The sequence below is a fragment of the Loktanella gaetbuli genome, assembly GCF_020531945.1.
GTDB classification, from domain to species: Bacteria; Pseudomonadota; Alphaproteobacteria; order Rhodobacterales; family Rhodobacteraceae; genus Loktanella; species Loktanella gaetbuli.
This window is the reverse complement of sequence record NZ_JAJATZ010000009.1, coordinates 97,046-116,652: the sequence shown is the minus strand read 5'-3', so window position 1 is coordinate 116,652 and position 19,607 is coordinate 97,046. Positions and strand designations below refer to the sequence as shown.

Annotated in this window: 18 protein-coding genes and 3 pseudogenes; 13 read left to right on the top strand and 8 right to left on the bottom strand. The window is 60.8% G+C overall.

Annotation, left to right across the window (positions count from 1 at the left end; genetic code table 11):
* Positions 1 to 128: 128 nt before the first annotated feature.
* Positions 129 to 372 (bottom strand): annotated as a pseudogene (locus tag LGQ03_RS15415) (integrase core domain-containing protein); the annotation flags it as partial.
* Positions 373 to 448: 76 nt separating this feature from the next.
* Complete coding sequence (locus LGQ03_RS15410; RefSeq protein ID WP_226749105.1) at positions 449 to 1,717, bottom strand: MFS transporter; 1,269 nt, start codon at positions 1,715 to 1,717, stop codon at positions 449 to 451.
* A gap of 382 nt (positions 1,718 to 2,099) precedes the next feature.
* Between LGQ03_RS15410 and LGQ03_RS15405 the strand changes: the two genes are divergently transcribed.
* The 11 genes from LGQ03_RS15405 (at position 2,100) to LGQ03_RS15355 (ending at position 13,310) form a co-directional block, all read left to right on the top strand.
* A complete protein-coding gene (locus tag LGQ03_RS15405) occupies positions 2,100 to 3,191 on the top strand; it encodes a LacI family DNA-binding transcriptional regulator (protein ID WP_226749104.1) in 1,092 nt (363 codons plus the stop codon).
* A complete protein-coding gene (locus LGQ03_RS15400) occupies positions 3,188 to 4,453 on the top strand; it encodes an extracellular solute-binding protein (RefSeq protein WP_226749103.1) in 1,266 nt (421 codons plus the stop codon). Before LGQ03_RS15405 ends, LGQ03_RS15400 begins: the two co-directional genes overlap by 4 nt.
* Before the next feature lie 56 nt (positions 4,454 to 4,509).
* Positions 4,510 to 5,580 carry a carbohydrate ABC transporter permease gene (locus LGQ03_RS15395; protein ID WP_226749102.1) on the top strand — a complete coding sequence of 357 codons (1,071 nt, stop codon included), beginning with the start codon at positions 4,510 to 4,512 and terminating at the stop codon, positions 5,578 to 5,580.
* 3 nt (positions 5,581 to 5,583) lie between these two features.
* Entirely contained in the window at positions 5,584 to 6,462 is an 879-nt protein-coding gene (locus LGQ03_RS15390; protein WP_090161441.1) for a carbohydrate ABC transporter permease, read from the top strand.
* Between the two features lie 6 nt (positions 6,463 to 6,468).
* The gene (locus LGQ03_RS15385; protein WP_226749101.1) at positions 6,469 to 7,461 is read left to right on the top strand and encodes a glycoside hydrolase family protein; all 993 of its coding nucleotides are present in this window, start codon (positions 6,469 to 6,471) and stop codon (positions 7,459 to 7,461) included.
* A 4-nt stretch (positions 7,462 to 7,465) separates the two neighbouring features.
* Positions 7,466 to 8,530 carry an ABC transporter ATP-binding protein gene (locus LGQ03_RS15380; protein WP_226749100.1) on the top strand — a complete coding sequence of 355 codons (1,065 nt, stop codon included), beginning with the start codon at positions 7,466 to 7,468 and terminating at the stop codon, positions 8,528 to 8,530.
* 670 nt (positions 8,531 to 9,200) lie between these two features.
* Positions 9,201 to 10,112, top strand: coding sequence for a glycine betaine ABC transporter substrate-binding protein OsmF (gene osmF / locus LGQ03_RS15375; protein ID WP_226749099.1), 912 nt, complete (start codon positions 9,201 to 9,203; stop codon positions 10,110 to 10,112).
* Positions 10,113 to 10,194: 82 nt separating this feature from the next.
* Positions 10,195 to 11,307, top strand: coding sequence for an ABC transporter permease (locus LGQ03_RS15370; RefSeq protein ID WP_226749098.1), 1,113 nt, complete (start codon positions 10,195 to 10,197; stop codon positions 11,305 to 11,307).
* A complete protein-coding gene (locus tag LGQ03_RS15365; protein WP_226749097.1) occupies positions 11,304 to 12,239 on the top strand; it encodes an ABC transporter ATP-binding protein in 936 nt (311 codons plus the stop codon). Before LGQ03_RS15370 ends, LGQ03_RS15365 begins: the two co-directional genes overlap by 4 nt.
* A complete protein-coding gene (locus LGQ03_RS15360) occupies positions 12,236 to 12,970 on the top strand; it encodes an ABC transporter permease (protein ID WP_226749096.1) in 735 nt (244 codons plus the stop codon). The genes LGQ03_RS15365 and LGQ03_RS15360 overlap by 4 nt, the downstream gene beginning before the upstream one ends.
* A complete protein-coding gene (locus LGQ03_RS15355; protein WP_226749095.1) occupies positions 12,948 to 13,310 on the top strand; it encodes a hypothetical protein in 363 nt (120 codons plus the stop codon). Before LGQ03_RS15360 ends, LGQ03_RS15355 begins: the two co-directional genes overlap by 23 nt.
* A gap of 16 nt (positions 13,311 to 13,326) precedes the next feature.
* Here LGQ03_RS15355 and LGQ03_RS15350 read toward each other — a convergent pair whose 3' ends face one another.
* Together LGQ03_RS15350 and LGQ03_RS15345 are read right to left on the bottom strand one after the other, a co-directional pair.
* Complete coding sequence (locus LGQ03_RS15350; RefSeq protein ID WP_226749094.1) at positions 13,327 to 13,485, bottom strand: hypothetical protein; 159 nt, start codon at positions 13,483 to 13,485, stop codon at positions 13,327 to 13,329.
* Between the two features lie 82 nt (positions 13,486 to 13,567).
* Positions 13,568 to 14,630, bottom strand: a pseudogene (locus LGQ03_RS15345) (IS3 family transposase).
* Here LGQ03_RS15345 and LGQ03_RS15340 point away from each other — a divergent pair.
* Both LGQ03_RS15340 and LGQ03_RS16825 read left to right on the top strand, forming a co-directional pair.
* A complete protein-coding gene (locus tag LGQ03_RS15340; protein WP_319004505.1) occupies positions 14,529 to 15,122 on the top strand; it encodes an aldo/keto reductase in 594 nt (197 codons plus the stop codon). The pseudogene LGQ03_RS15345 and the gene LGQ03_RS15340 sit on opposite strands and share 102 nt — an antisense overlap.
* Before the next feature lie 47 nt (positions 15,123 to 15,169).
* A pseudogene (locus tag LGQ03_RS16825) lies at positions 15,170 to 15,469 on the top strand (DDE-type integrase/transposase/recombinase); the annotation flags it as partial.
* A 125-nt stretch (positions 15,470 to 15,594) separates the two neighbouring features.
* On the opposite strand, the gene LGQ03_RS15335 reads toward LGQ03_RS16825, so the two are convergent.
* From LGQ03_RS15335 to LGQ03_RS15320, 4 genes are read right to left on the bottom strand one after another with little or no spacing between them, the layout of a single operon-like run.
* Positions 15,595 to 16,758, bottom strand: a complete 1,164-nt coding sequence (locus LGQ03_RS15335) for an alpha-hydroxy acid oxidase (protein ID WP_226749093.1) — start codon at positions 16,756 to 16,758, stop codon at positions 15,595 to 15,597.
* Complete coding sequence (locus tag LGQ03_RS15330) at positions 16,758 to 17,501, bottom strand: SDR family oxidoreductase (RefSeq protein ID WP_226749092.1); 744 nt, start codon at positions 17,499 to 17,501, stop codon at positions 16,758 to 16,760. Before LGQ03_RS15330 ends, LGQ03_RS15335 begins: the two co-directional genes overlap by 1 nt.
* Positions 17,502 to 17,512: 11 nt before the next feature.
* Entirely contained in the window at positions 17,513 to 18,277 is a 765-nt protein-coding gene (locus LGQ03_RS15325) for an SDR family oxidoreductase (RefSeq protein WP_226749091.1), read from the bottom strand.
* Position 18,278: 1 nt separating this feature from the next.
* Entirely contained in the window at positions 18,279 to 19,589 is a 1,311-nt protein-coding gene (locus LGQ03_RS15320; protein WP_090161470.1) for a M24 family metallopeptidase, read from the bottom strand.
* Positions 19,590 to 19,607: the final 18 nt, after the last annotated feature.

The window sequence follows — 19,607 nt, the reverse complement described above, 5'->3', positions numbered from 1 at the left end:
TGATCACAATGAGATAACAGCCACCTTCGGGTGGCTTTTTGTGTTGCCGTTTTGCTCGTGGAAGCAGACGGGGCGCGTTGGGAGATGGGTAATCCTCCCGTTATAAACGGGATTTGGTCGTAGAACGACGCAGCCGTTTTCAGTTTTATTGAAAGCGTGATGCGGCCAATGCCCATATTCTTATGATCGTCATTGAAGTCGAGAGCCATTGCGTAGCGAAGTGCTGGGACTCCTTGATACCAGTGATGTTTTATTGGTCCAGCCAGTCGTGTCGCACGGTGCGATTGTTGCGCTCGATCCAGGCGTTCTGTTGCGGCTGACTGGACTTGATAGGGGCGAAGCCTATCCGCGTTCCTCGGCCCAATCCAACAGTACCTGGCCGATCTGACGTGCCCAAGGCAGGACGTGTTGCAACATCACAAGGCTGCATTGAGCCCAACTAGTCCAATCAGGCGTCCACTGCTTTTGCTTCGCGTTCTGCCTCAGCGTTTTCGACGGCCCATTCGCCGGCCGCCTCGATCGCGACAGGAGATGCAGTCGGAAGGACGTTCAGGTAACTATCGGTTTCATCGACCGTTGCGATGGTCCGCTGTGTCATCCGGTAAAGCGCGTAAAGCGCGATGGCGACAAACGTAACACCCAGCACCAGCCAGAATGCCCTTGGTTCCAAGTTTTGCATGGCCCAACCGGTCACCAGCGGGCCAATGATCGCGCCCAACCCAAAGGTAAAGACAAGACCGCCTGACGCAGCGGGCATATCTGACGCAGACAGTGAATCGTTCGTATAGGCCAACAGCAAGGCATATAGCGGGGTGGTGACACCACCGGCAAAAAATGCAGCAATCATCAGCATCGATATGCCACCGTCTGTCGCCCATCCGAGCAGACATGCGGTACTGCCCATGACGGCAAGACCGAAGATCAGCCTGCGCCGGTCCATCCTGTCCGATAACCAGCCGATCGGATATTGCATCGCCAATGCACCAGCAAACAACATGGCAATGAACATCGAAATCTGATTGGCCGTCAGGTCGATCTTGGTGCCGAAAACGGCCCCCATGCCTGATTGGGTCGCATAGACGCTGCCAAGCAGGAATATGCCTACCGTTCCCAGTGGCGAGCCCCTGAACAGGTCACGCAAAGGCATGGGTTTGGCGACTTCGACCACCGGAACCACGGCGGCAGACAGCAGAATGGGCGCGAATGAAACCGACACGAGGATAGAGGCACAGATAAAGAGCACAGACGTTCCGGCGTCGCCCAGCGTCAGCGGCCCCTGTGCGCCAATAATGCCAAGGGTCTGCGCGATCATGTAGGCCGAAAGAACTTTCCCGCGTGTCTCATTGGTGGCAGCGGCATTCAGCCAACTTTCCGCAGCGACATAGATGCCCGACATGCAAAACCCGACGAGAACGCGAAGCACAGTCCAGGCCCACGGCTCTGTCAGAAGCGGCAGCGCAATCAATGCCGCCGACATGAAACTGCCAAGTGCTGCGAAGACGCGCACATGGCCGACACGTTGGATCATCAACGGCGTAAGACGCGCACCTGAAAGAAAGCCGAGGAAATAGCCGGAGGTCACGATGGCCAGTTCGCTCGACGTAAACCCTTCGATGCCGCCACGCAGGCCGATCAGGGTGAAATGCATGCCGTTCCCCAGCATGATCAAAACGATACCCAGCAGAAGGGCCCAAACCCCAGAAAGAACTTTGATCATGGAACGCCCATTTTTTCTCGAGCGATTTTGTTCGCTGACTGCATGAATATGTCAGGAGTATTTACTTGCTTTCGCTGCACCGCCGCATCGGTTCGCAAATGCGACAGTAAAGAATTATGCAAGATGGTCTGTCTGATTTGGTCGACGTGGCCCTCCACAGCCTCTTAGCGCCGGAAAACATCAATATCAGCCCTTTGCTTGCTCGCGGTCGAAGGCAAAATCGATCCCCATCTCGATACTGAGCGTCGGTGTGCATGCTGCGGCGTGCAAGGTGCGACAAAGACCTTGACCAACCAGAGACCAGAGAGATATGACATCGGTGTCATGACATCGGTGTCATAGGCGAAGCAACACGTTGCTGACGGTGTGGGGGAGGATCATCATGAGTACGATCTACGACGTGGCCAAGGCGGCCGGCGTTTCCCCCAAGACCGTCAGCCGGGTGCTGAACGGCGATGCGCCGGTCAAGGCAGAGACGGCCAAGATCGTGCACGCTGTGATTGCGGAACTGGGCTATGCGCCGTCATCGGCTGCCCGTGCAATGCGGTCCAACAAATCGGGGTTGATCGGCCTGATCACCGGCGCGATTTCTGTTGATGCGTCACAACCTGACACGACGGGCCTGCCTGATCTGTTCATCGTGCAAGGCGTCCAGAAAGCGATGGAGACCAGCGGAAAGACACTGCTGATCGCCGATAGCGGTGGCCGTCCCGACAGGGTCCCGGGCCTGATGCGGACGTTTGAACAGCACAGGGTCGAGGGCATCATCTACGTCGCGGACCACCACCGCAGTGTTTCACTGCCGCCGGTGTCGGCGCAGACACGACTGGTTCTGGCGAACTGCTATGACGACACCGGCACGCCTTGTATCCTGCCGCACGACCGCAGGGGCCAGGAAATGCTGATTGCCGATCTGATCGCAAAGGGTCATCGCCGTATCGCCTATCTGACGTTGAACGCCGAATTGGACGCGACGCGCCTGCGCACGCAAGGTTACCGCGACGCATTGTCTGCTGCGGGCATCCCTTATGATCCTGCGCTGGTGATCGTGGCTGGCATCGGCACGACCGATCAGGATGCCGAGGTGCAGATCCTGTGGGATGCCATCGATCGCATTCTGTCGCTTGACGTGCCGCCCACGGTCATCTGTTTCGGCAACGACCAGATGGCGATGCGCGCCTACGGGATCTTGCGGTCGCGCGGTCTGAACCTGCCGGATGACATCAGTGTCACGGGCTACGACAACTACCGCACGATTACCCAAACGCTCTACCCGACGTTGACGTCGGTAGAATTGCCCTATCACGCTATGGGCGTGCGGGCGACGCAGCTGTTGCTGCGCATGATCGACGATGCCGATGACGTGCCGGGTGCGCCGGTGCTTGTCAGCGGCCCCGTACAGAGCGGTCAGTCCGTGAGGACCATGCCGACACCCATCACCAAACTGACGTCAATCGGGAGGATGACACAATGAAAATGCGAACAACCCTAGGCGCGGCCCTGCTGGCCACGACCGGCTGGGCCACGATGGCCGCAGCCCAGACCGAACTGTCCATGTGGTATCACGGTGCTGGCAACCCGCAAGAAGCCGAAGTGCTGAACCAGATCGTCGCGGATTTCAACGCCAGCCAGTCCGACTGGAACGTGGTTGTCGAGAGCTTTCCGCAGGAAAGCTATAACGACTCTGTCGTTGCTGCCGCCCTCGCAGGCAACCTGCCTGACATCATTGATGTCGACGGCCCCGTCATGCCGAACTGGGCCTGGTCCGGTTATCTGCAGCCGTTGCAAATCGACGAATCCAAGATCGAAAACTTTCTACCCGGCCCCAAGGGCTACTGGGACGGAGAACTGTATTCCATTGGCCTGTGGGACGCGGCCGTCGCTCTTGTGACGCGCCAGTCGATTCTGGACGATCTGAGCCTGCGCACGCCGACGCTAGAAGAACCCTGGACGCTGGAAGAATTCAATGCGGCACTGGATGCAGCAAAGGAATCAGGCAACTTTGAGTATGCGCTTGATCTGGGCATGGCATGGACCGGCGAATGGTATCCCTATGCGTTCAGCCCGTTCCTGCAATCCTTTGGTGGCGATCTGGTCGATCGTGATACCTATCAGACCGCCGAAGGCGTGCTGAACGGCGAAGAGGCGATGGCCTTCGGTGAATGGTGGCAGGGCCTGTTCGCGAATGATCTGGTCCCCGGCACCAGCCAGGATCCCGCAGCCCGCGAAACCGGTTTTCAGGACGGCAAATATGCCTTTAGCTGGAACGGCAACTGGGCGGCGATGAACATCATGAACACCTTCGAAGATACGGTGTTCCTGCCCGCTCCGGATTTCGGCAATGGCCCCAAGATCGGCGCGGCAAGCTGGCAGTTTGGCGTGTCCTCGGCATCCGAACATCCTGACGGCGCGTCCGCTTTTATCGAATTCGCGTTGCAGGACGAATATCTCGCCGCGTTCTCGAACGCGATTGGTCTGATCCCGCCCACGACATCATCGGCGCAGATGACCGAGAACTATCAGGACGGCGGCCCGATGGCGGTGTTTTATGACCTGACCGAGGCGCAAGCGATGGTCCGCCCCGTGACCCCCGGTTACGTGGTCCAGGCAAAGGTCTTTGAAAAGGCGCTGGCCGACATCGCAAACGGTGCTGATGTTGCCGACACGCTGGACGCCGCGGTGGACGAGATCAACGCCGACATCGAGCGCAACGCGGGCTACGGCCACACCGAATAAGCGCAAATCCGGGGGCCACAGGCTGGCCCCCGGACACGATTGGGGAGGGGGAACGCATGGCATCGAAACTGACCACATCCAACCGCGCTGGCTGGGGCTTTGCCCTGCCGGGGTTCGGATTGATCGCACTGTTCATCGTGATCCCCTTCTTTTTCGCATTCTACCTTTCGCTGACGAACCAGCGGCTGATTTCACCCAATCCCACGGAATTCGTCGGGCTGAGCAACTACGAAAATCTGCTGTCCATCGGCGTGCTGACGCTGGAGCCGGAACGCGACGACGCGGGCACAATCATCCGCGACGACGATGGATTGCCCGAATATCCGCGCGTCCGCAGTTTTACCCGCAACAATCCCGATTTCCCGCAATACGCTGGTATGCAGGAATGGTTCCGCTGGCAGTCCGGCGACACGGCAAAGGTCGTTGTGGCGACCGACGTGGTGTTCTGGAAAAGCCTATGGAACACGGTCAAATTCGTGCTGGTGGTGGCACCCGTGCAGGCCGGTCTGGCGCTGTGCCTTGCGCTGCTGATCAACCAGCGGCTGCGTGGCATCAACGTCTATCGCGCAATCTATTTCATGCCTGTCGTGGTTTCCATTGTCGTGGTGTCGCTACTGTGGCGGTTCCTCTATTCCCCCGACAGCGGCCTTTTGAACAACATGCTGCAAGGGCTGACGTTCGGCATATTCGAGCCGCGCGATTGGCTGGGTAATCCGGACACGGCTCTTGGGTCGATCATGGCCATGTCGATCTGGCAGGCCGTCGGATTTCACATGGTCATCTGGCTGGCCGGACTGCAAACGATCAGTCCGACGCTGTACGAGGCGGCCAGCATCGAAGGCGCCAGCAAGTGGCAGACCTTTCGCTATGTCACCTGGCCGGGACTGCGCAACACCGCCGTGCTGGTGCTGATCGTCATCACCATGCAGGCCTTTGCCCTGTTCGCGCAGATCGACGTGATGACCAACGGCGGCCCGCTGGACAGCACAACGACGTTGGTCTTCCAGACGGTCGAACGCGGCTACGGCAAACAGGACATCTCTGGCGGTGCCACGATCAGCGTGATCCTGTTCCTGCTGGTCCTGACGATATCTCTGATTCAACGATTCTTGACGCGGGAGCGCTGAACCATGGCCACCATTTCCGCTGACAATCACGGTTTGCGCCTGGCTGTGCGTTATGTCGTCCTGACGCTGATCGCCGTGATCTTTATCTTTCCGCTGCTGTTCATGGTGATGTCCAGCCTCAAGCCCAGCGACCAATTGCTGCGCGACACCGCCAGCCTGAGGGCGTTTCTGCCAGTGGGTGACATCGGGTTCGACAACTACACCGATGCATTCTCGCGCGCACCGGTGGGGCTGTTCGTCTTCAACTCCGTCCTCGTGACCGGGGTGACGGTGTTGCTGTCGCTCTTTCTGTGCTCGCTTGCCGCGTTCAGCTTTGCCTTTCTGAAATGGAAGGGCCGCGACCTGCTGCTCGGGATCATCATCGCCACCCTGATCGTTCCGTTCGAGACCATCGCGATCCCGCTGCTGCTGCTGGTCAGCAAGCTGCCGTGGATCGGGCTGGAGGGACTGCAATTCGGCTGGCTGAACACATACCGCGTGCAGATCATCCCATGGATTGCCGACGGTCTGACGGTGTTTCTGTTCGTGCAATACTTCAAGGATCTGCCGCGCGAATTGATCGAGGCCGCCCGCGTCGAAGGCGCGTCATGGTGGCAGATCTACCGCCGCGTAGTCATGCCGCTGGCGGGCCCTGTGCTGGCGACCGCCGCGATCCTGAAGTTTCTGGTGATGTACAACCAATACCTGTGGCCACTGATCGTGGTGCAACAGGAAAGCTACCGCCCCGTGATGGTCGGGCTGCAATACTTCTTTCAGCTCGACACCGCCTGGGGTGAAATCATGGCCTATCTGACGATCATCACGGTCCCGGTGCTGGCCTTCTATCTTGTCATGCAACGGGCGTTCATCTCGTCCATTGCTTCTACCGGCGTGAAAGGTTGAACGCTCATGGTTCTCGCACTCAAAGATCACTTTGTCTGGGACAGTTGGTATATTCGCGACGGTGACACTTGGCATGGCTACTACCTCAAGGCGCCTCGGTCGCTGGGTGACCCCGAACTGCGGCATCTGAATGCAAGCATCGGCCACGCGACCAGCACCGATCTGGTGAACTGGGACCAGCAAGGGCACACCTTCGGTCCCGCCGAGGGGCCCGCCTGGGACGATTACACCACCTGGACGGGATCCGTGGTGCGCGGCGATGATGATCTGTGGCACCTCTATTACACCGGAACCAGTCATGCAGAGGATGCGCTGTATCAGCGGGTCGGTCATGCGACATCGACCGATCTGCATAACTGGACGCGTGTGGGTGACGGTCTGGCGCTGGACCTCAAGGGCGAGAATGCACACCACTATGAGGCCGATCACTTGGTCGGTTTCTGGCACGACCGCGCCATGCGCGACCCTTGGGTCATGAAGGACCCCGACGGCGATGGATGGTTGATGTATTTCACCGCCCGCAAGGCGGACGTGGCCGAGCCGAACGCTGGCGGCTGCATCGGGTTCGCGACCTCGCCCGACGGCTATGACTGGACGCTGCAACCGCCCGTCTTTGTCGGCGGCTACGGCCAGTTGGAAGTACCGCAAGTGTTCCAAAAGGACGGCCACTGGTTTTGCCTGTTCTGCACGGCGGCAGAACATTTCAGCAAGGAGCGCGCCGAAACGACGCAGACTGGTCCCACCACGGGCAACCACTACCTGATCGGCGACAGCCCGCGCGGGCCTTGGCAGCTGGCACCCGAATTTCTGGACGGTGCGCTGCCCCCGGCCCGCTATGCGGCACGGATCGTGGATACCGACGACGGGCTGATGATCCTCGGCTTTGCCGACCGGCCCGGAGGCGGTGATTTCGTAGGCCACGTCATGGACCCCGAACCGGTGCGGGTCACGGACGACGGGCTGCTGGAACTCGTGCCGCAACGCATGGCGGCGGAGTAAGGTTATGGCTGACGTAAAACTGCGCGACATTCGCAAAAGCTATGGCGCAACAGAGGTCATCAAGGGTGTTGATATCGACATCGCCGACGGTGAATTCGTCGTCTTTGTCGGGCCGTCCGGTTGTGGCAAATCGACCCTGCTGCGCATGATCGCCGGGTTGGAAGATATCACCGCAGGGACGCTGGAAATTGATGGCGTGCGTGTCAACGATCTGGAACCATCCCGGCGCGGCATCGCCATGGTATTCCAAAGCTACGCAATTTTCCCGCATATGACCGTGCGCGAAAATGTGGCCTTTGGCCTGACGATCAACAAGGTATCCAAGGCCGACAAGGAAGCTGCCGTCGCAAACGCCGCGCGGATCCTGCAAATGGAACACCTGCTGGACCGCCGCCCGTCAGAACTGTCAGGCGGCCAACGTCAACGCGTGGCCATTGGACGGGCCATCGTGCGCGACCCCAAGGTTTTTCTGTTTGATGAACCCCTGTCAAACCTCGATGCTGCCCTGCGCATGGATATGCGGATGGAGATCGGCAAGCTGCATCAGGATCTTGGGGCCTCGATGATCTACGTCACTCACGATCAGGTCGAGGCGATGACCCTGGCCGACAAGATTGTCGTGCTGAAGGACGGCCAGGTCATGCAGGCCGGTGCGCCGATGGACCTGTATCACAACCCCGCTAACCTGTTCGTCGCGGGTTTTCTGGGCGCGCCGTCAATGAATTTCATTCCCGTCAACGTCACGGAGGTTGGTCCGGACACGGTTACTGTCAGCAGCCCGTCACTCGATGCCATTTCCGTCCCGCGCAAGGGCCGAGACTTTACCACGGGCCAGACCGCAACGCTGGGTGTGCGTCCGCAATACTTGCGCCCTGTCGGGGCCGACGCGGGTATGTTGCACGGAACAGTCGTTCTGACCGAACGCCTCGGGTCGGAAACCGTAGTCGATGTCAAACTTGCTAACGGCAGCAAGATCATCGCGGCCCTGCCGCAGGACATGGTTATGTCGACCGGAGAGGCGGTATCCTTCACTTTTGCACCCGATCAGGCACACGCTTTCCCGGAGTGAGTTCGCTATCGTCGCATCCTGGCAAGCCGCGGCGCGCCAAGCTGGACTGGTGGTTGGTCTGAATTCAAATATACACGTCAAAGATGACTTTGGCCCACGCGTCACGTTTGGCTGATGCCAGTAAAGTCTACATCCACTGCGACAGCACTGACTGACGTTTGATAATCGCAACGCATGCGCGCTCTGTCCGCACAGCCACCGTCAAGTTACTCAAGTGGCTGCCAGCGTCCGCTTCCCGCAGGGTCGGTCGTCATGCTAAATGTCCGGTATGGGCCGATTTTGCTGCAAAACTCCCTGCCCAGCGCGGACAGACCTCGGACCAGATGTCTGTTCTGCCGATGATCGATTTTGAACTGACGGGAGGGGGCGACCCTTGTCGCGAACGGGTGCTCTCGAAAAACTGGTGGTTTCGAGCGTAGCCGCAATTTTCAACAAAATCGGCGGCGAACAGGCTTTCCCATCATTATCCATCACTTCCTGTCGCATCGCGCACTCTGACCTGTCGCTCTTTGCGTTAGTCGGCACCGCAATCCTGCAACACTCTCAATAGCAGCCCGACCAATCGTATCGGATCCTTGTGGGGTTGGCAGGCGGCCCACGCAATCTACCTTCCTCCACGAACTGACGCCGAACGCCATCGTGCATCTATACCACCGGAAGGAAATCATCCGTGAAGACATACCCCATTACCGCCGCGGGACTGTTCGCCGCCTTTGCCGCCGCAGCACAGGCCCAGACCGAAATCACCGTCTCGTCCAAGATCGACACAGAGGGTGGGCTATTGGGGAATATCATTGCCCTTGCACTAGAAGATGCCGGGATGCCGGTCGAGCGGCGGCTACAGCTTGGCGGCACGCAGGTTGTCCGCGAGGCTCTTCTGGCCGGGCAGATCGACATTTATCCGGAATACACGGGCAATGCTGCCTTCTTCTTCAATGAGGCGGACAGCGATGTCTGGAAGAACCCGCAGGAGGCGCACGACCGCGCCGCAGAACTCGACGCCGAGGCAAACAACATCACCTGGCTTGAGAGCGCGCCGGCCAACAACACGTGGGCCATCGCAGTCACGGGTCCGCTGGCGGAAGATAACGGCCTGTCCACCATGTCGGATTTCGGCGCGTGGGTTTCAGGCGGGGGTGATGTGAAGCTGGCGGCCTCGACAGAGTTCGTTTCGTCCCCGGCTGTCCTGCCGGCCATGCAGGAAACCTACGGCTTCGCGCTGTCGGAGGACCAGACCGTGATCCTGTCGGGTGGCGACACGGCGGCAACGATTCAGGCCGCGGCACGCGGCACGTCGGGCGTGAACGCCGCGATGGTCTACGGCACCGATGGCGGCATCGGGGCCACAGGTCTGGTCGTCATGCAGGACGACAAGGGAGTACAGCCGGTTTACGAGGCGACCCCTATTGTTCGCGCCGAGGTGCTGGAAGCATATCCGGAAATTCCGGCGGTACTGAACCCGATCTTCACCTCTCTCGATATGGAGACGTTGCAAGAGCTTAACGGCCGCATCCAGGTCGGTGGTGAGCCGGCCGAAGCCGTGGCCCGCGACTACCTGACACAAAGCGGCGTCTTGGATTGACGGCTTGATCGCCGCAGGACGATCCACGTCGAACGTCTGGCGGGGGTTTTCCCCGCCGGGCGTCTTTTTCGCAGTCCTTGGGATGGCCGCGCTGCTGAGTCCGTTCATGACCATCGCCGCGAACCGCATCGTAGCGGGCGAAAGCGTGATGGCATGGCACGTCGCCAGCCCTGCCGAGACGCTGTCCGGCGTTGCTGCAGTCGTGCTGGGCCTTCTGTTCGGCATCCCGTCGGGGCGGCAAGACCTGCGCCTTTGCGGCGCGCTTCTTGGCCTTTGCGGTATCTTGTGGCTGCTCATGCAGGGTGCCCCGGCGCTTCTGGACAGCGCCGCGGGTGACTATGCGCGCGTCTCGCCCGCCATGGGCTTTTGGTGCTTGCTGTTGATCTTGACCCTGATGATGGCCGACGCGCTGACCCAGATGGCACCGGGGCCGATTGCCCGCGCCGGACTGCTGGCGGCCGTGCTTTGCTCTCTGGCGCTGATCCTGTGGTCGGGCGCGCTTGCGCCGCTGTCCATCCTTCAGGAATACGCTGGCCGCCGCGCGCAATTTGCGGACGCGGTGTTGCGCCATCTTGCGTTGGCCTTCGGCTCGCTCGCCACGGCGGCGGTCATCGGTTTCCCCCTCGGCATCGTCTGTTACCGCCGCGCGCAGCTGCGCGGCAGCGTGCTTCCGGTGCTCAGCCTGCTGCAAACCATTCCGTCGCTTGCCATGTTCGGCCTGATGATCCCGATCCTCGGCTGGGTCGGTGACAACATGCCCGGGGCGCAGGCGATCGGCATTGCAGGGATCGGCTTTGCCCCGGCTTTCTTGGCGTTGGTCCTCTATTCGCTTCTACCGGTCGTCGGGAATACCGTCGCTGGCCTCGCCTCGGCTCCGGCCGCCGCCCGCGACGCGGCGCGCGGGATGGGTATGACGCCGACGCAGCGCCTGTTGCGGATTGAACTCCCTCTTGGCCTTCCTGTCATCCTGACTGGTCTGCGCATCGTTTTGGTGCAGAACATCGGGCTTGCGGTGATCGCGGGCCTGATCGGTGGTGGCGGGCTTGGCACATTCGTCTTTCAGGGCCTGAACCAGACAGCCACCGACCTGATACTGCTGGGCGCACTGCCAACGGTCGCGCTGGCGCTGACCTCAGCTATCGTAATGGACATCCTCGTCGAGCTGGCCCAACCGATCCCGAAGGATTTCCCATGATCGAGATTGATAATCTGACCAAGATCTACGGTGACACCCATGCTGTCGATGCCGTGACCATGAGGGCCGAAACAGGCTCGATCACCGTGATCGTCGGCACTTCGGGATCGGGAAAGACGACGCTCCTGCGCATGATCAACCGGCTGGAAGAGCCGACTTCCGGCGAGGTGCGGATCAACGGCGAGCCGACCCATGTCGAGAAGCCTCACTTGCTGCGCCGCCGCATTGGTTATGCCATTCAGGGGCACGGGCTGTTCCCTCACCACACGGTGGCGCGCAACATCGCCGCCGTGCCACTGCTGCTGGGATGGAAAAAACAAAAGATCCGCGACCGCGTCGACGAGCTGCTGACCCTCTTCTCGATGGAGCCAGCGGCCTTTCGCGATCGCTACCCGGCCGAGCTATCCGGTGGACAGCAGCAGCGCGTCGGCGTGGCGCGCGCTCTGGCGTCGCGGCCTGAACTTCTGCTGATGGACGAACCGTTCGGCGCGCTCGACCCGATCATCCGGGCGCAGGCGCAGGATGATCTGCGCCGCATCCAGCAGCGACTGGGATCGACCATCATGCTCGTCACGCATGACATGGAAGAGGCGATACGCCTTGGGGACAAGGTCGCGGTGATGGACGGTGGCCGACTGGTGCAGCATGCCGCGCCGGCTGAGATCATCGCCGCGCCCGCCACGGATTTTGTCCGCGACATGGTGGGCGATGTCGAAAGGCCGCTGCGTCTTTTGTCGCTGATCCCCCTGGCAGAACTCATTGAAGACGGCCCAGCCGACGGCGATGCCCTGCCAGCAGACGCCAGCCTGCGCGATGCGCTCTCGACCTGCCTCTGGACCGGGCGCTCTGCCGTGCCGGTCACCCGCGAGGGTATCGTCGTTGGCCGCGTCACATTTGAGGCGATCCGCAACCGCGCGGAGCTGCACGCGTGAATGTGGGACTGATCCTGCGCCCGTTGCTGGTCCTGCTTCTACTGGCGCTTGTGCTGCGACCGGAGTGGTTTACGCCCATCTTTGCACCGCTGGCGCCGCCGGGTGCCCCAGCGATCTATGCCCGAAGCTCGCTGCTGTCGCTATCGCTCAGCCACCTCGGCCTCGTTGCCGCTGCAACTCTCGCGGCGACCATCGTGGCTGTGTCGCTCGCCATTTTCGTGACGCGCCCGGCAGGCGCGGCCTTCAAGCCGCTTTCGCGCACCATCGCCAACATGGGGCAAACGTTCCCGCCCGTGGCCGTGCTCGCTCTTGCCGTGCCTGCGCTTGGATTCGGCAGCGGGCCGACGCTGGTGGCACTGTTTCTCTACGGCCTGCTGCCGATCTTTGAAAATTCCGTCACCGCCCTGACGACACTGTCACCTGCAACGATGGATGCAGCGCGCGGCATCGGCCTGAACCGCTGGCAGCGGCTTTTACGGGTCGAATTACCGCTGGCCTTTCCTGTGATGCTCACCGGTATCCGGCTGTCGGTGGTGATCGCCCTTGGCACCGCCACCATCGGCTCTACCGTCGCTGCCCGCACGCTGGGTGAGGTGATCATCGCGGGGCTTCTGACCAACAACACCGCCTTTGTGCTACAAGGCGGCCTGATCGTTGGCCTGTTCGCCGTGCTGATCTACGACGCTCTCATTCAGCTCGAGACATTTCTTGCCAGACGAACCGGCGCTTGAAGATACCAGATTGCCAACACCTGAAGGCCGGCGAACTTTGAGGGTTCAGGTTAAGAAAAATATGCGCTCAAATCCGTCCGAACGACCTGATATCCTCATGGTCGTGCGACAATTCGCAAGTGATGCCCAGATGTCTGGCGCAGTCTTCGTTTGCGGACAATCTGCATGCCGCGCGATCTTTACGACCGCGTTCAAAACGCAGCGCTGTGGGATCAAGAGCATGCGCGAGGCCGTCCACGACATCCAGCCCAAACGTCTAGATTTCGATGGCTTGGGCGATCACCAGCGCGGATTCAGCTCAACGCCGACGTACCTGAAAGTGCTGTCCATCCTGGTGTGACCCAACAGCGGTTGCCTCAACCGAATGCTTCGACGATCCGGTCCAACGCACGCCTTACCTCTGCAAGATGGCGATCCTCGTTGTGGGTCACCAGCCATTGGTCATGGCCAAGCTCGTCCACGATAGGTCCGGCCCTCTCCAGCTCTGCATAGGCATCTCCAACGAAGGTCGGCAAGATCACCCTGCCCATCTTGCGTAGGGCCAGATCGAGCGCCAGGCGTGGCGTGTTGGACTTGCCCGGCTTTGGTGGAGAGCGTTCAGCTCACTTCCCGGGCCTTTCGCTCGAACGCGATGGGGCTCTGGAAGCCAAGCGATGAATGACGCCTGACGGGGTTATAGAACCCGTCGATGTATCTGGTGACGGCGTTTTCGGCCTGCTGGCGGAATTGCCAGGCGACTGCCCAGATCAGCTCGGACTTGATGGTCTTGAAGAAAGTTTCCACCATCGCGTTGTCGTAGCAGTTCCCGCGCCCGCTCATCGAGATCTGGATTCCGCGTTTGCGGAGCAGCGCCTGATAGTTGACAGAGCAGTATTGCGATCCGCGGTCGGAATGGTGAACCAGTCCCGACGCGGGGTTGCGAGCCACCAGAGCACGGCGCAGAGCTTCTACAGCGAGATCACGCTTCAGGCGATCACTCGTGGCCCAACCGACGACGCGCCGGGAGAAGAGATCCAGCACGACCGCGAGGTAAAGCCAGCCTTCTGCCGTCCAGATGTAAGAGATGTCCGCCCCCCACTTCTGGTCCGGGCCATCCGCCGTGAAGTCCTGCGCGATCAGTTGGGCGGCTGCAAGGATCAGAAAACGATCCGGGGGATCGTTTTCCCGAGCGGCGGCCAGGAATGTTCGCTGTCCGTCGTCCGTTTGAAACGCCGTTTTTGCCGTGCGATCAACTGGTTCTCGCGCATCAGGCGTGCCGTGCGGTGCCGCCCGATCTCGTGCCCTTCATCCACGAGGTCGCGGTGCATGCGGGGACTGCCATAGGTGCCGTTCGACAGGGCGAAGGCCGTCCGGATATGGGCCAGATAGACCATGTCCTGTTGCTGGCGGCGACAAGTCGGACGGTCCTGCCAGGCAAAGAAGCCGCTCTGGCTGACCCCAAAAACACGACACATCCGGCTGATCGGGAAGCTGGCCTTCTCCGCCTCGATGAAGCCGAAGGTCATCGACTTCCCTCTTTTGCGAAGAAGGCCGCGGCTTTTTTTAGGATGTCGCGCTCCTGCTTCAGGACCGCATTCTCACGCCGCGTCCGGCCGCTGGTCAGTGCCAGCCGCACCGCTTCACGCCGAAACTCCGGCGTCGGTCTGTTCACGTTTCCCATAAAACACCTCCTGGTTCCTCAGTTGGTGCTCTCCACATTTTCCGGGCAAGTCCAAGAATCGGTCTGACACCATGGTCGCCCTTGGGTGGCGGTTGGCTGACCGGCAAGTATGCTGCCGACGAACGCCCCACCGGCGCCACCCGTCTGGGCGATGATCCGAACAGGGGCGTTGAGGCCTATGAGACGCGAAACACCGAGCGGACCCACAACATTCTGCGCGCCACCTCCGCAGTGGCAGCGCGGCACGGCAGGCCGATGTCGCACGTCGCGCTCGCATGGCTCGCCAGCCGTCCAGGGGTTGCATCAATCCTGCTCGGTGCGCGGAATGCAGACCAACTGGCGGACAATCTCGATGCGGTCGGACTCGCGCTCGACCAAGAGGATATCGAGGTGCTAACGCAAGCGTCTTGCACGCCGCTACCAGACTACCCCTACGGATTCGTGCGGGACTGGTCAGGTGTCGCGCACTGGGACCGGTTCGATGCCCCGTAGCGTGCGAGTGTCAGTTCAACGCCGTTGTCCTTCAAGCGGACCTCCGGCTGACGATCGCAACTGACAAGGCGCAAGCCTGTCGGCGGGTTATCCGCGAGATCAACCATCGCGACGCCCCATGTTTAGACACCATCCGGCGCAATGAGAAAAAATGCCGCAACAATCGGCTCGGCAGCGTTCATGCTGCCATGAAATCGCTGCCTGGATACTTTCAGTGCTTCCGATCCTTGTGATCAGCCAAAGCGACCCGGAGTGGGATCGGAACGATCAGAACAATCAAACGCGGCCACATCCATCACAAAACATCAGGTGTCAGCGGCAAAATTCATGTTATCAATCAGATGTTTGCTAGCCTACGATCTTCTGCGGCGATGCCACCTGAACCAGGCCTCAGGCAAGCAACGCAACAGTCCTGTTTGGCCCCCAATGCGCTAAAACGACGCTGCGGGTCACAGAAATTGGAATTGTGTTGCTACACGTTGGCGCGGAATTGGCGGGTCACTTCGGTGCTGAGTTGCGAGGCCTCAACCGCCTCAAAAGACGCAACTCCGATCTGACCCAAGGCGCGGATCAGTTCCAGTTGCAGGATGTCGAAGGCACGCTGTGCCCCCGCCGCGCCGCCGGCACCGACGCCGTAGGCAAGGGCGCGACCCGTCATCGTGAAATCTGCCCCGAGTGCCTTTGCGCGCAACACATCAGCGCCGCGCCGGATGCCGCTGTCGAGAATGATCGTCATGCGGCCCGCGACGGCCTTTGCAATGGCGGGCAATGCCTCGATGGTGGGTGGGCCGAACGCCACCTGACGGCCGCCATGGTTCGACACGATGATACCATCGCACCCGAGTTCGGCGCAGGTTCCGGCGTCCTGGGGATGCAGGATACCTTTGACCAAGAGACGGCCCTTCCATCGGGCGCGCAGTCTCTTTAGGTCCTCCCAGTCGAAACCCGGTGTGATGAGGGTCTTTTGCACCTCGGCGTAGGATGTCGCACTTTTCAACAGGTCGGCATAATTCGCGACGTTCGGCGTGCCATGTTGCAGGCTGGTCAGCGCCCAACGCGGGTTCAACGCGCATTGCAGGATGACTTCTGGAGTGAACCTGAACGGCACGGCAAGCTGGTTGCGGATATCGCGGTCGCGCTTGCCTGCAGCGGGGACATCAGCCGTTACCATAAGTGTTGTATATCCTGCCGCCTCTGCCCGTGCGATCAGGCCTTCGGTCACATCCGCATCGCTGGACACGTAAAGCTGGAACCAGCCGTTGCCGTCCGCAGCTTCTGCAAGTCGTTCCAGGGTAGTGGATGAGGCGGAGCTGGCGGCATAGGGCATGTTTTGCGCCTTGCACAAGCGTGCCAGCGTCAGATCGGCCCCCGGCCAGAACGCGTTCAGCATCCCTATCGGCGCCATGCCGAAAGGTACGTCGAACGTTTGTCCAAGGACAGTGGCGCGCGTGTCGATCGTGGACACATCGACCATGTAGCGCGGCGTGAGCTCTACCTCTTCAAAGGCGGCCACGTTGCGATGCATGTTGCGTTCATTTTCCGCACCGCCGTCAACGAGATCGAAAGCGAAACGCGGGATGCGGCGTTTCGCACGCAACCGCAGATCTGCGATGGAGGCTGCGCGATCCAAACCCATCAGATGGACCAGCCGCCATCAACGGCGAACGCTTGCCCCGTGGTGAACGCCGCCATATCGCCAGCAAGGTAGCACACCATTTCGGCAATCTCCTCGGGCTGGCCAAGGCGGCCCATCGGCTGGCGGTCCTTGAAGGCGGCAAGCGCCTTTTCAAAATCACCCGTCGCGGTCAGGCGATCGTTCAGTGATGGGCTCTGGACCGTACCGGGGCAGATGGCGTTGCAGCGAATGCCCTGTTTGACGAAATCAGCCGCAATCGCCTTGGTCATGCCGATGATGGCGGCCTTTGACGCACCATAGGCAAAGCGGCGCGGCGCGCCCTTTTCGCTGGAAACGATGGATGCGATGTTGATGATCGATCCCGCGCCCTTGTCCAACATCCCCGGCAGCACGGCACGTGTGATCCGGTACATGGCCTTGGCGTTCAGGTCGAATGCGCGGTCCCAGACATCTTCGTCACAATCAAGGATGGTGCCGTCATGCACCCAGCCTGCGCAATTCAGCAGGATGTCGACAGGGGCCACCGAACCGACAAGAGTCTGGACGGCATCGGCATCCAGCACGTCCAGCGCATGGCCCGTAATGTTCGGCAAGGTATCGGCAAGTGCCGCCACCAGATCCCCGTTCAGATCGGTAGCGATGACATGCGCGCCGCGTGCCGCAAGCGCTGCGGCGCTGGCGCGTCCGATGCCGGCACCCGCTGCGGTGACAAGTGCGGTTTTTCCTGCAAGTGACTGGTCCATTGTCTATTCTCCTAACGGGCGAGCCAGCCGCCATCGACGGTGACGGTGCTGCCGTGGCAATACGATGCGGCGTCGGAGGCCAGAAAGACGGCGGCCCCCGCGATTTCGGATGGTTCGGCAAAGCGGCCTGCGGGAATGCGGTCCAGCAGGGCCTGCGACCGGTCTGGATCGTCGCGCAGTGCCTGTGTGTTGTCCGTGGCGGTGTAGCCAGGCGCGATGCTGTTCACATTGACCCCGTGCGGCCCCCATTCGTTGCAAAGCGCCTTGGTCAAACCGACGACCGCGTGCTTGCTGGACGCATAGGCCGGCACGCGCAGGCCGCCTTGCGACGCCAGCACCGAGGACACAATGATGATCTTGCCAGACCCTTGGGCCACCATGCGCTTGCCAGCGGCCTGGGACAGCAACCAGACGGAATCGAGGTTGACCGACAGCACGCGCCGCCAATCCTCGAGTGGCATGTCGGTACTGTCCTCGCGGTGAATGATGCCCGCGTTGTTGACCAGAATATCCAGCCCGCCCAAGGCGTCACTGGCAAAGCTGATGACCTCCTCAGCCGCCGCCTTGTCCATCCCGGAAAAGTCGGCCTTCACGGCGGCACCCTTGACGCCGAGAGCTTTGATTTTTGCCAGCGTTTCATCCGGGGCATGGCTGCGGTAGGTCAGCGCCACATCGGCCCCGGCGGCGGCAAGGCCGAGGGCAATGCCCTCGCCGATGCCGGTTGCCCCGCCGGTGACCAATGCGCGACGACCCGTCAGATCGAACGGATTGCCCATCTCAGTAACGGTTCGCGATGGGCAATTCTTCGGCCGGGAACAGGCTGATGACCTCGCAGCCTGTTTCGGTCACGACGACCTCTTCCTCGATCCGTGCGGCGGAATAGCCGTCGGTGGCCGGGCAGTAGGTTTCCAGCGCGAACACCATGCCCGTCTTGATCTCCATCGGGTGATCCATCGACACGGCGCGGCTGATGATCGGGCGTTCGTGCAGCGCCAGACCCAGACCGTGGCCGAATTGCAGACCGAACGCCTGATCTTCGGTCTCGAACCCCAATTCCTGCGCCGTTGGCCAGACCGCTGCCACCTTGTCGGTGCTGACGCCCGGTTTGATCATCGCGATGGATGCGTCGATCCATTCGCGTGCCTTGACGTAGGCATCGTTCTGCGACGGTGTCGCGCGGCCCACGTTGAAGGTCCGGTAGTAGCAGGTGCGGTAGCCCTGATAGGATTGCAGGATGTCAAAGAACGCCTGATCGCCCGGCCGGATCAATCGGTCGGTGAAGTTGTGCGGATGCGGGTTGCAGCGCTCTCCGGAAATAGCGTTGATCGCCTCGACGTCGTCGGATCCCATCTCGTAGAGCATCTTGTTTGACAGCGCGACGATGTCGTTTTCGCGCACGCCGGGTTTCAGCTCTTCGTAGATCATGTGGTAGACGCCATCGACCATGGCCGCAGCCTGCGTCAGAAGCTGGATTTCGTCCCAGTTCTTGATCTCGCGTGCTGACAGCATGATCTGCTGGCCGTCGACGATGTTCAGGCCTTCCTCTTTCAGCGCGTGGAACATCGCGGTTTCGGCATAGTCCACCCCGACCGGCATATCGCCCATGCCCGCATCGCGGATCAGACCCGCAATCTGCTTGGCGTATTTCTGCATGAGACCGAACTCGGGCGGGATCGTGCCGCGCATGCCGACGACACCGGCCAAACAATGCGACGGCTCTAGCCAGTCGGAATGGCGCTTGTGGTGCTGCGCGGCGGACCCAAAGTCCCAGACGTAGGGGCTTTCGTCGCCGGTCAGCAGACAGAAACGGCACATCTTGTCCCGTTCCCATTCGCCGATCTTGGTGGCCGACACGTAGCGGATATTGTTCACATCGAACAGCAGCAGGGTGCCTGCACCTGACGCCTTCAGCGCCTGTTCGGTCCGGGCAAGGCGGTAGCGGCGCAGGCGGTCGTGGTCGATGCGGCGTTCGAAATCGACGGACATGTGACCGTGGGCAGGCAGCTTGTCGCGCCATTCCCAGTTCGGCTCCAGATCCATCGGGGTGAGAAGGTTCGGCATGAGGGCATTGCCCGGACGTTCTGACATGGAAAACTCCTTTCGGGT

Coding starts and splice junctions, on each gene's coding strand:
- LGQ03_RS15390 (WP_090161441.1), top strand. CDS start 5,584: ATGGCCACCATTTCCGCTGACAATCACGGTTTGCGCCTGGCTGTGCGT.
- LGQ03_RS15410 (WP_226749105.1), bottom strand. CDS start 1,717: ATGATCAAAGTTCTTTCTGGGGTTTGGGCCCTTCTGCTGGGTATCGTT.
- LGQ03_RS15385 (WP_226749101.1), top strand. CDS start 6,469: ATGGTTCTCGCACTCAAAGATCACTTTGTCTGGGACAGTTGGTATATT.
- LGQ03_RS15365 (WP_226749097.1), top strand. CDS start 11,304: ATGATCGAGATTGATAATCTGACCAAGATCTACGGTGACACCCATGCT.
- LGQ03_RS15325 (WP_226749091.1), bottom strand. CDS start 18,277: ATGGGCAATCCGTTCGATCTGACGGGTCGTCGCGCATTGGTCACCGGC.
- LGQ03_RS15405 (WP_226749104.1), top strand. CDS start 2,100: ATGAGTACGATCTACGACGTGGCCAAGGCGGCCGGCGTTTCCCCCAAG.
- LGQ03_RS15330 (WP_226749092.1), bottom strand. CDS start 17,501: ATGGACCAGTCACTTGCAGGAAAAACCGCACTTGTCACCGCAGCGGGT.
- LGQ03_RS15320 (WP_090161470.1), bottom strand. CDS start 19,589: ATGTCAGAACGTCCGGGCAATGCCCTCATGCCGAACCTTCTCACCCCG.
- LGQ03_RS15400 (WP_226749103.1), top strand. CDS start 3,188: ATGAAAATGCGAACAACCCTAGGCGCGGCCCTGCTGGCCACGACCGGC.
- LGQ03_RS15380 (WP_226749100.1), top strand. CDS start 7,466: ATGGCTGACGTAAAACTGCGCGACATTCGCAAAAGCTATGGCGCAACA.
- LGQ03_RS15395 (WP_226749102.1), top strand. CDS start 4,510: ATGGCATCGAAACTGACCACATCCAACCGCGCTGGCTGGGGCTTTGCC.
- LGQ03_RS15370 (WP_226749098.1), top strand. CDS start 10,195: ATGGCCGCGCTGCTGAGTCCGTTCATGACCATCGCCGCGAACCGCATC.
- LGQ03_RS15335 (WP_226749093.1), bottom strand. CDS start 16,758: ATGGGTTTGGATCGCGCAGCCTCCATCGCAGATCTGCGGTTGCGTGCG.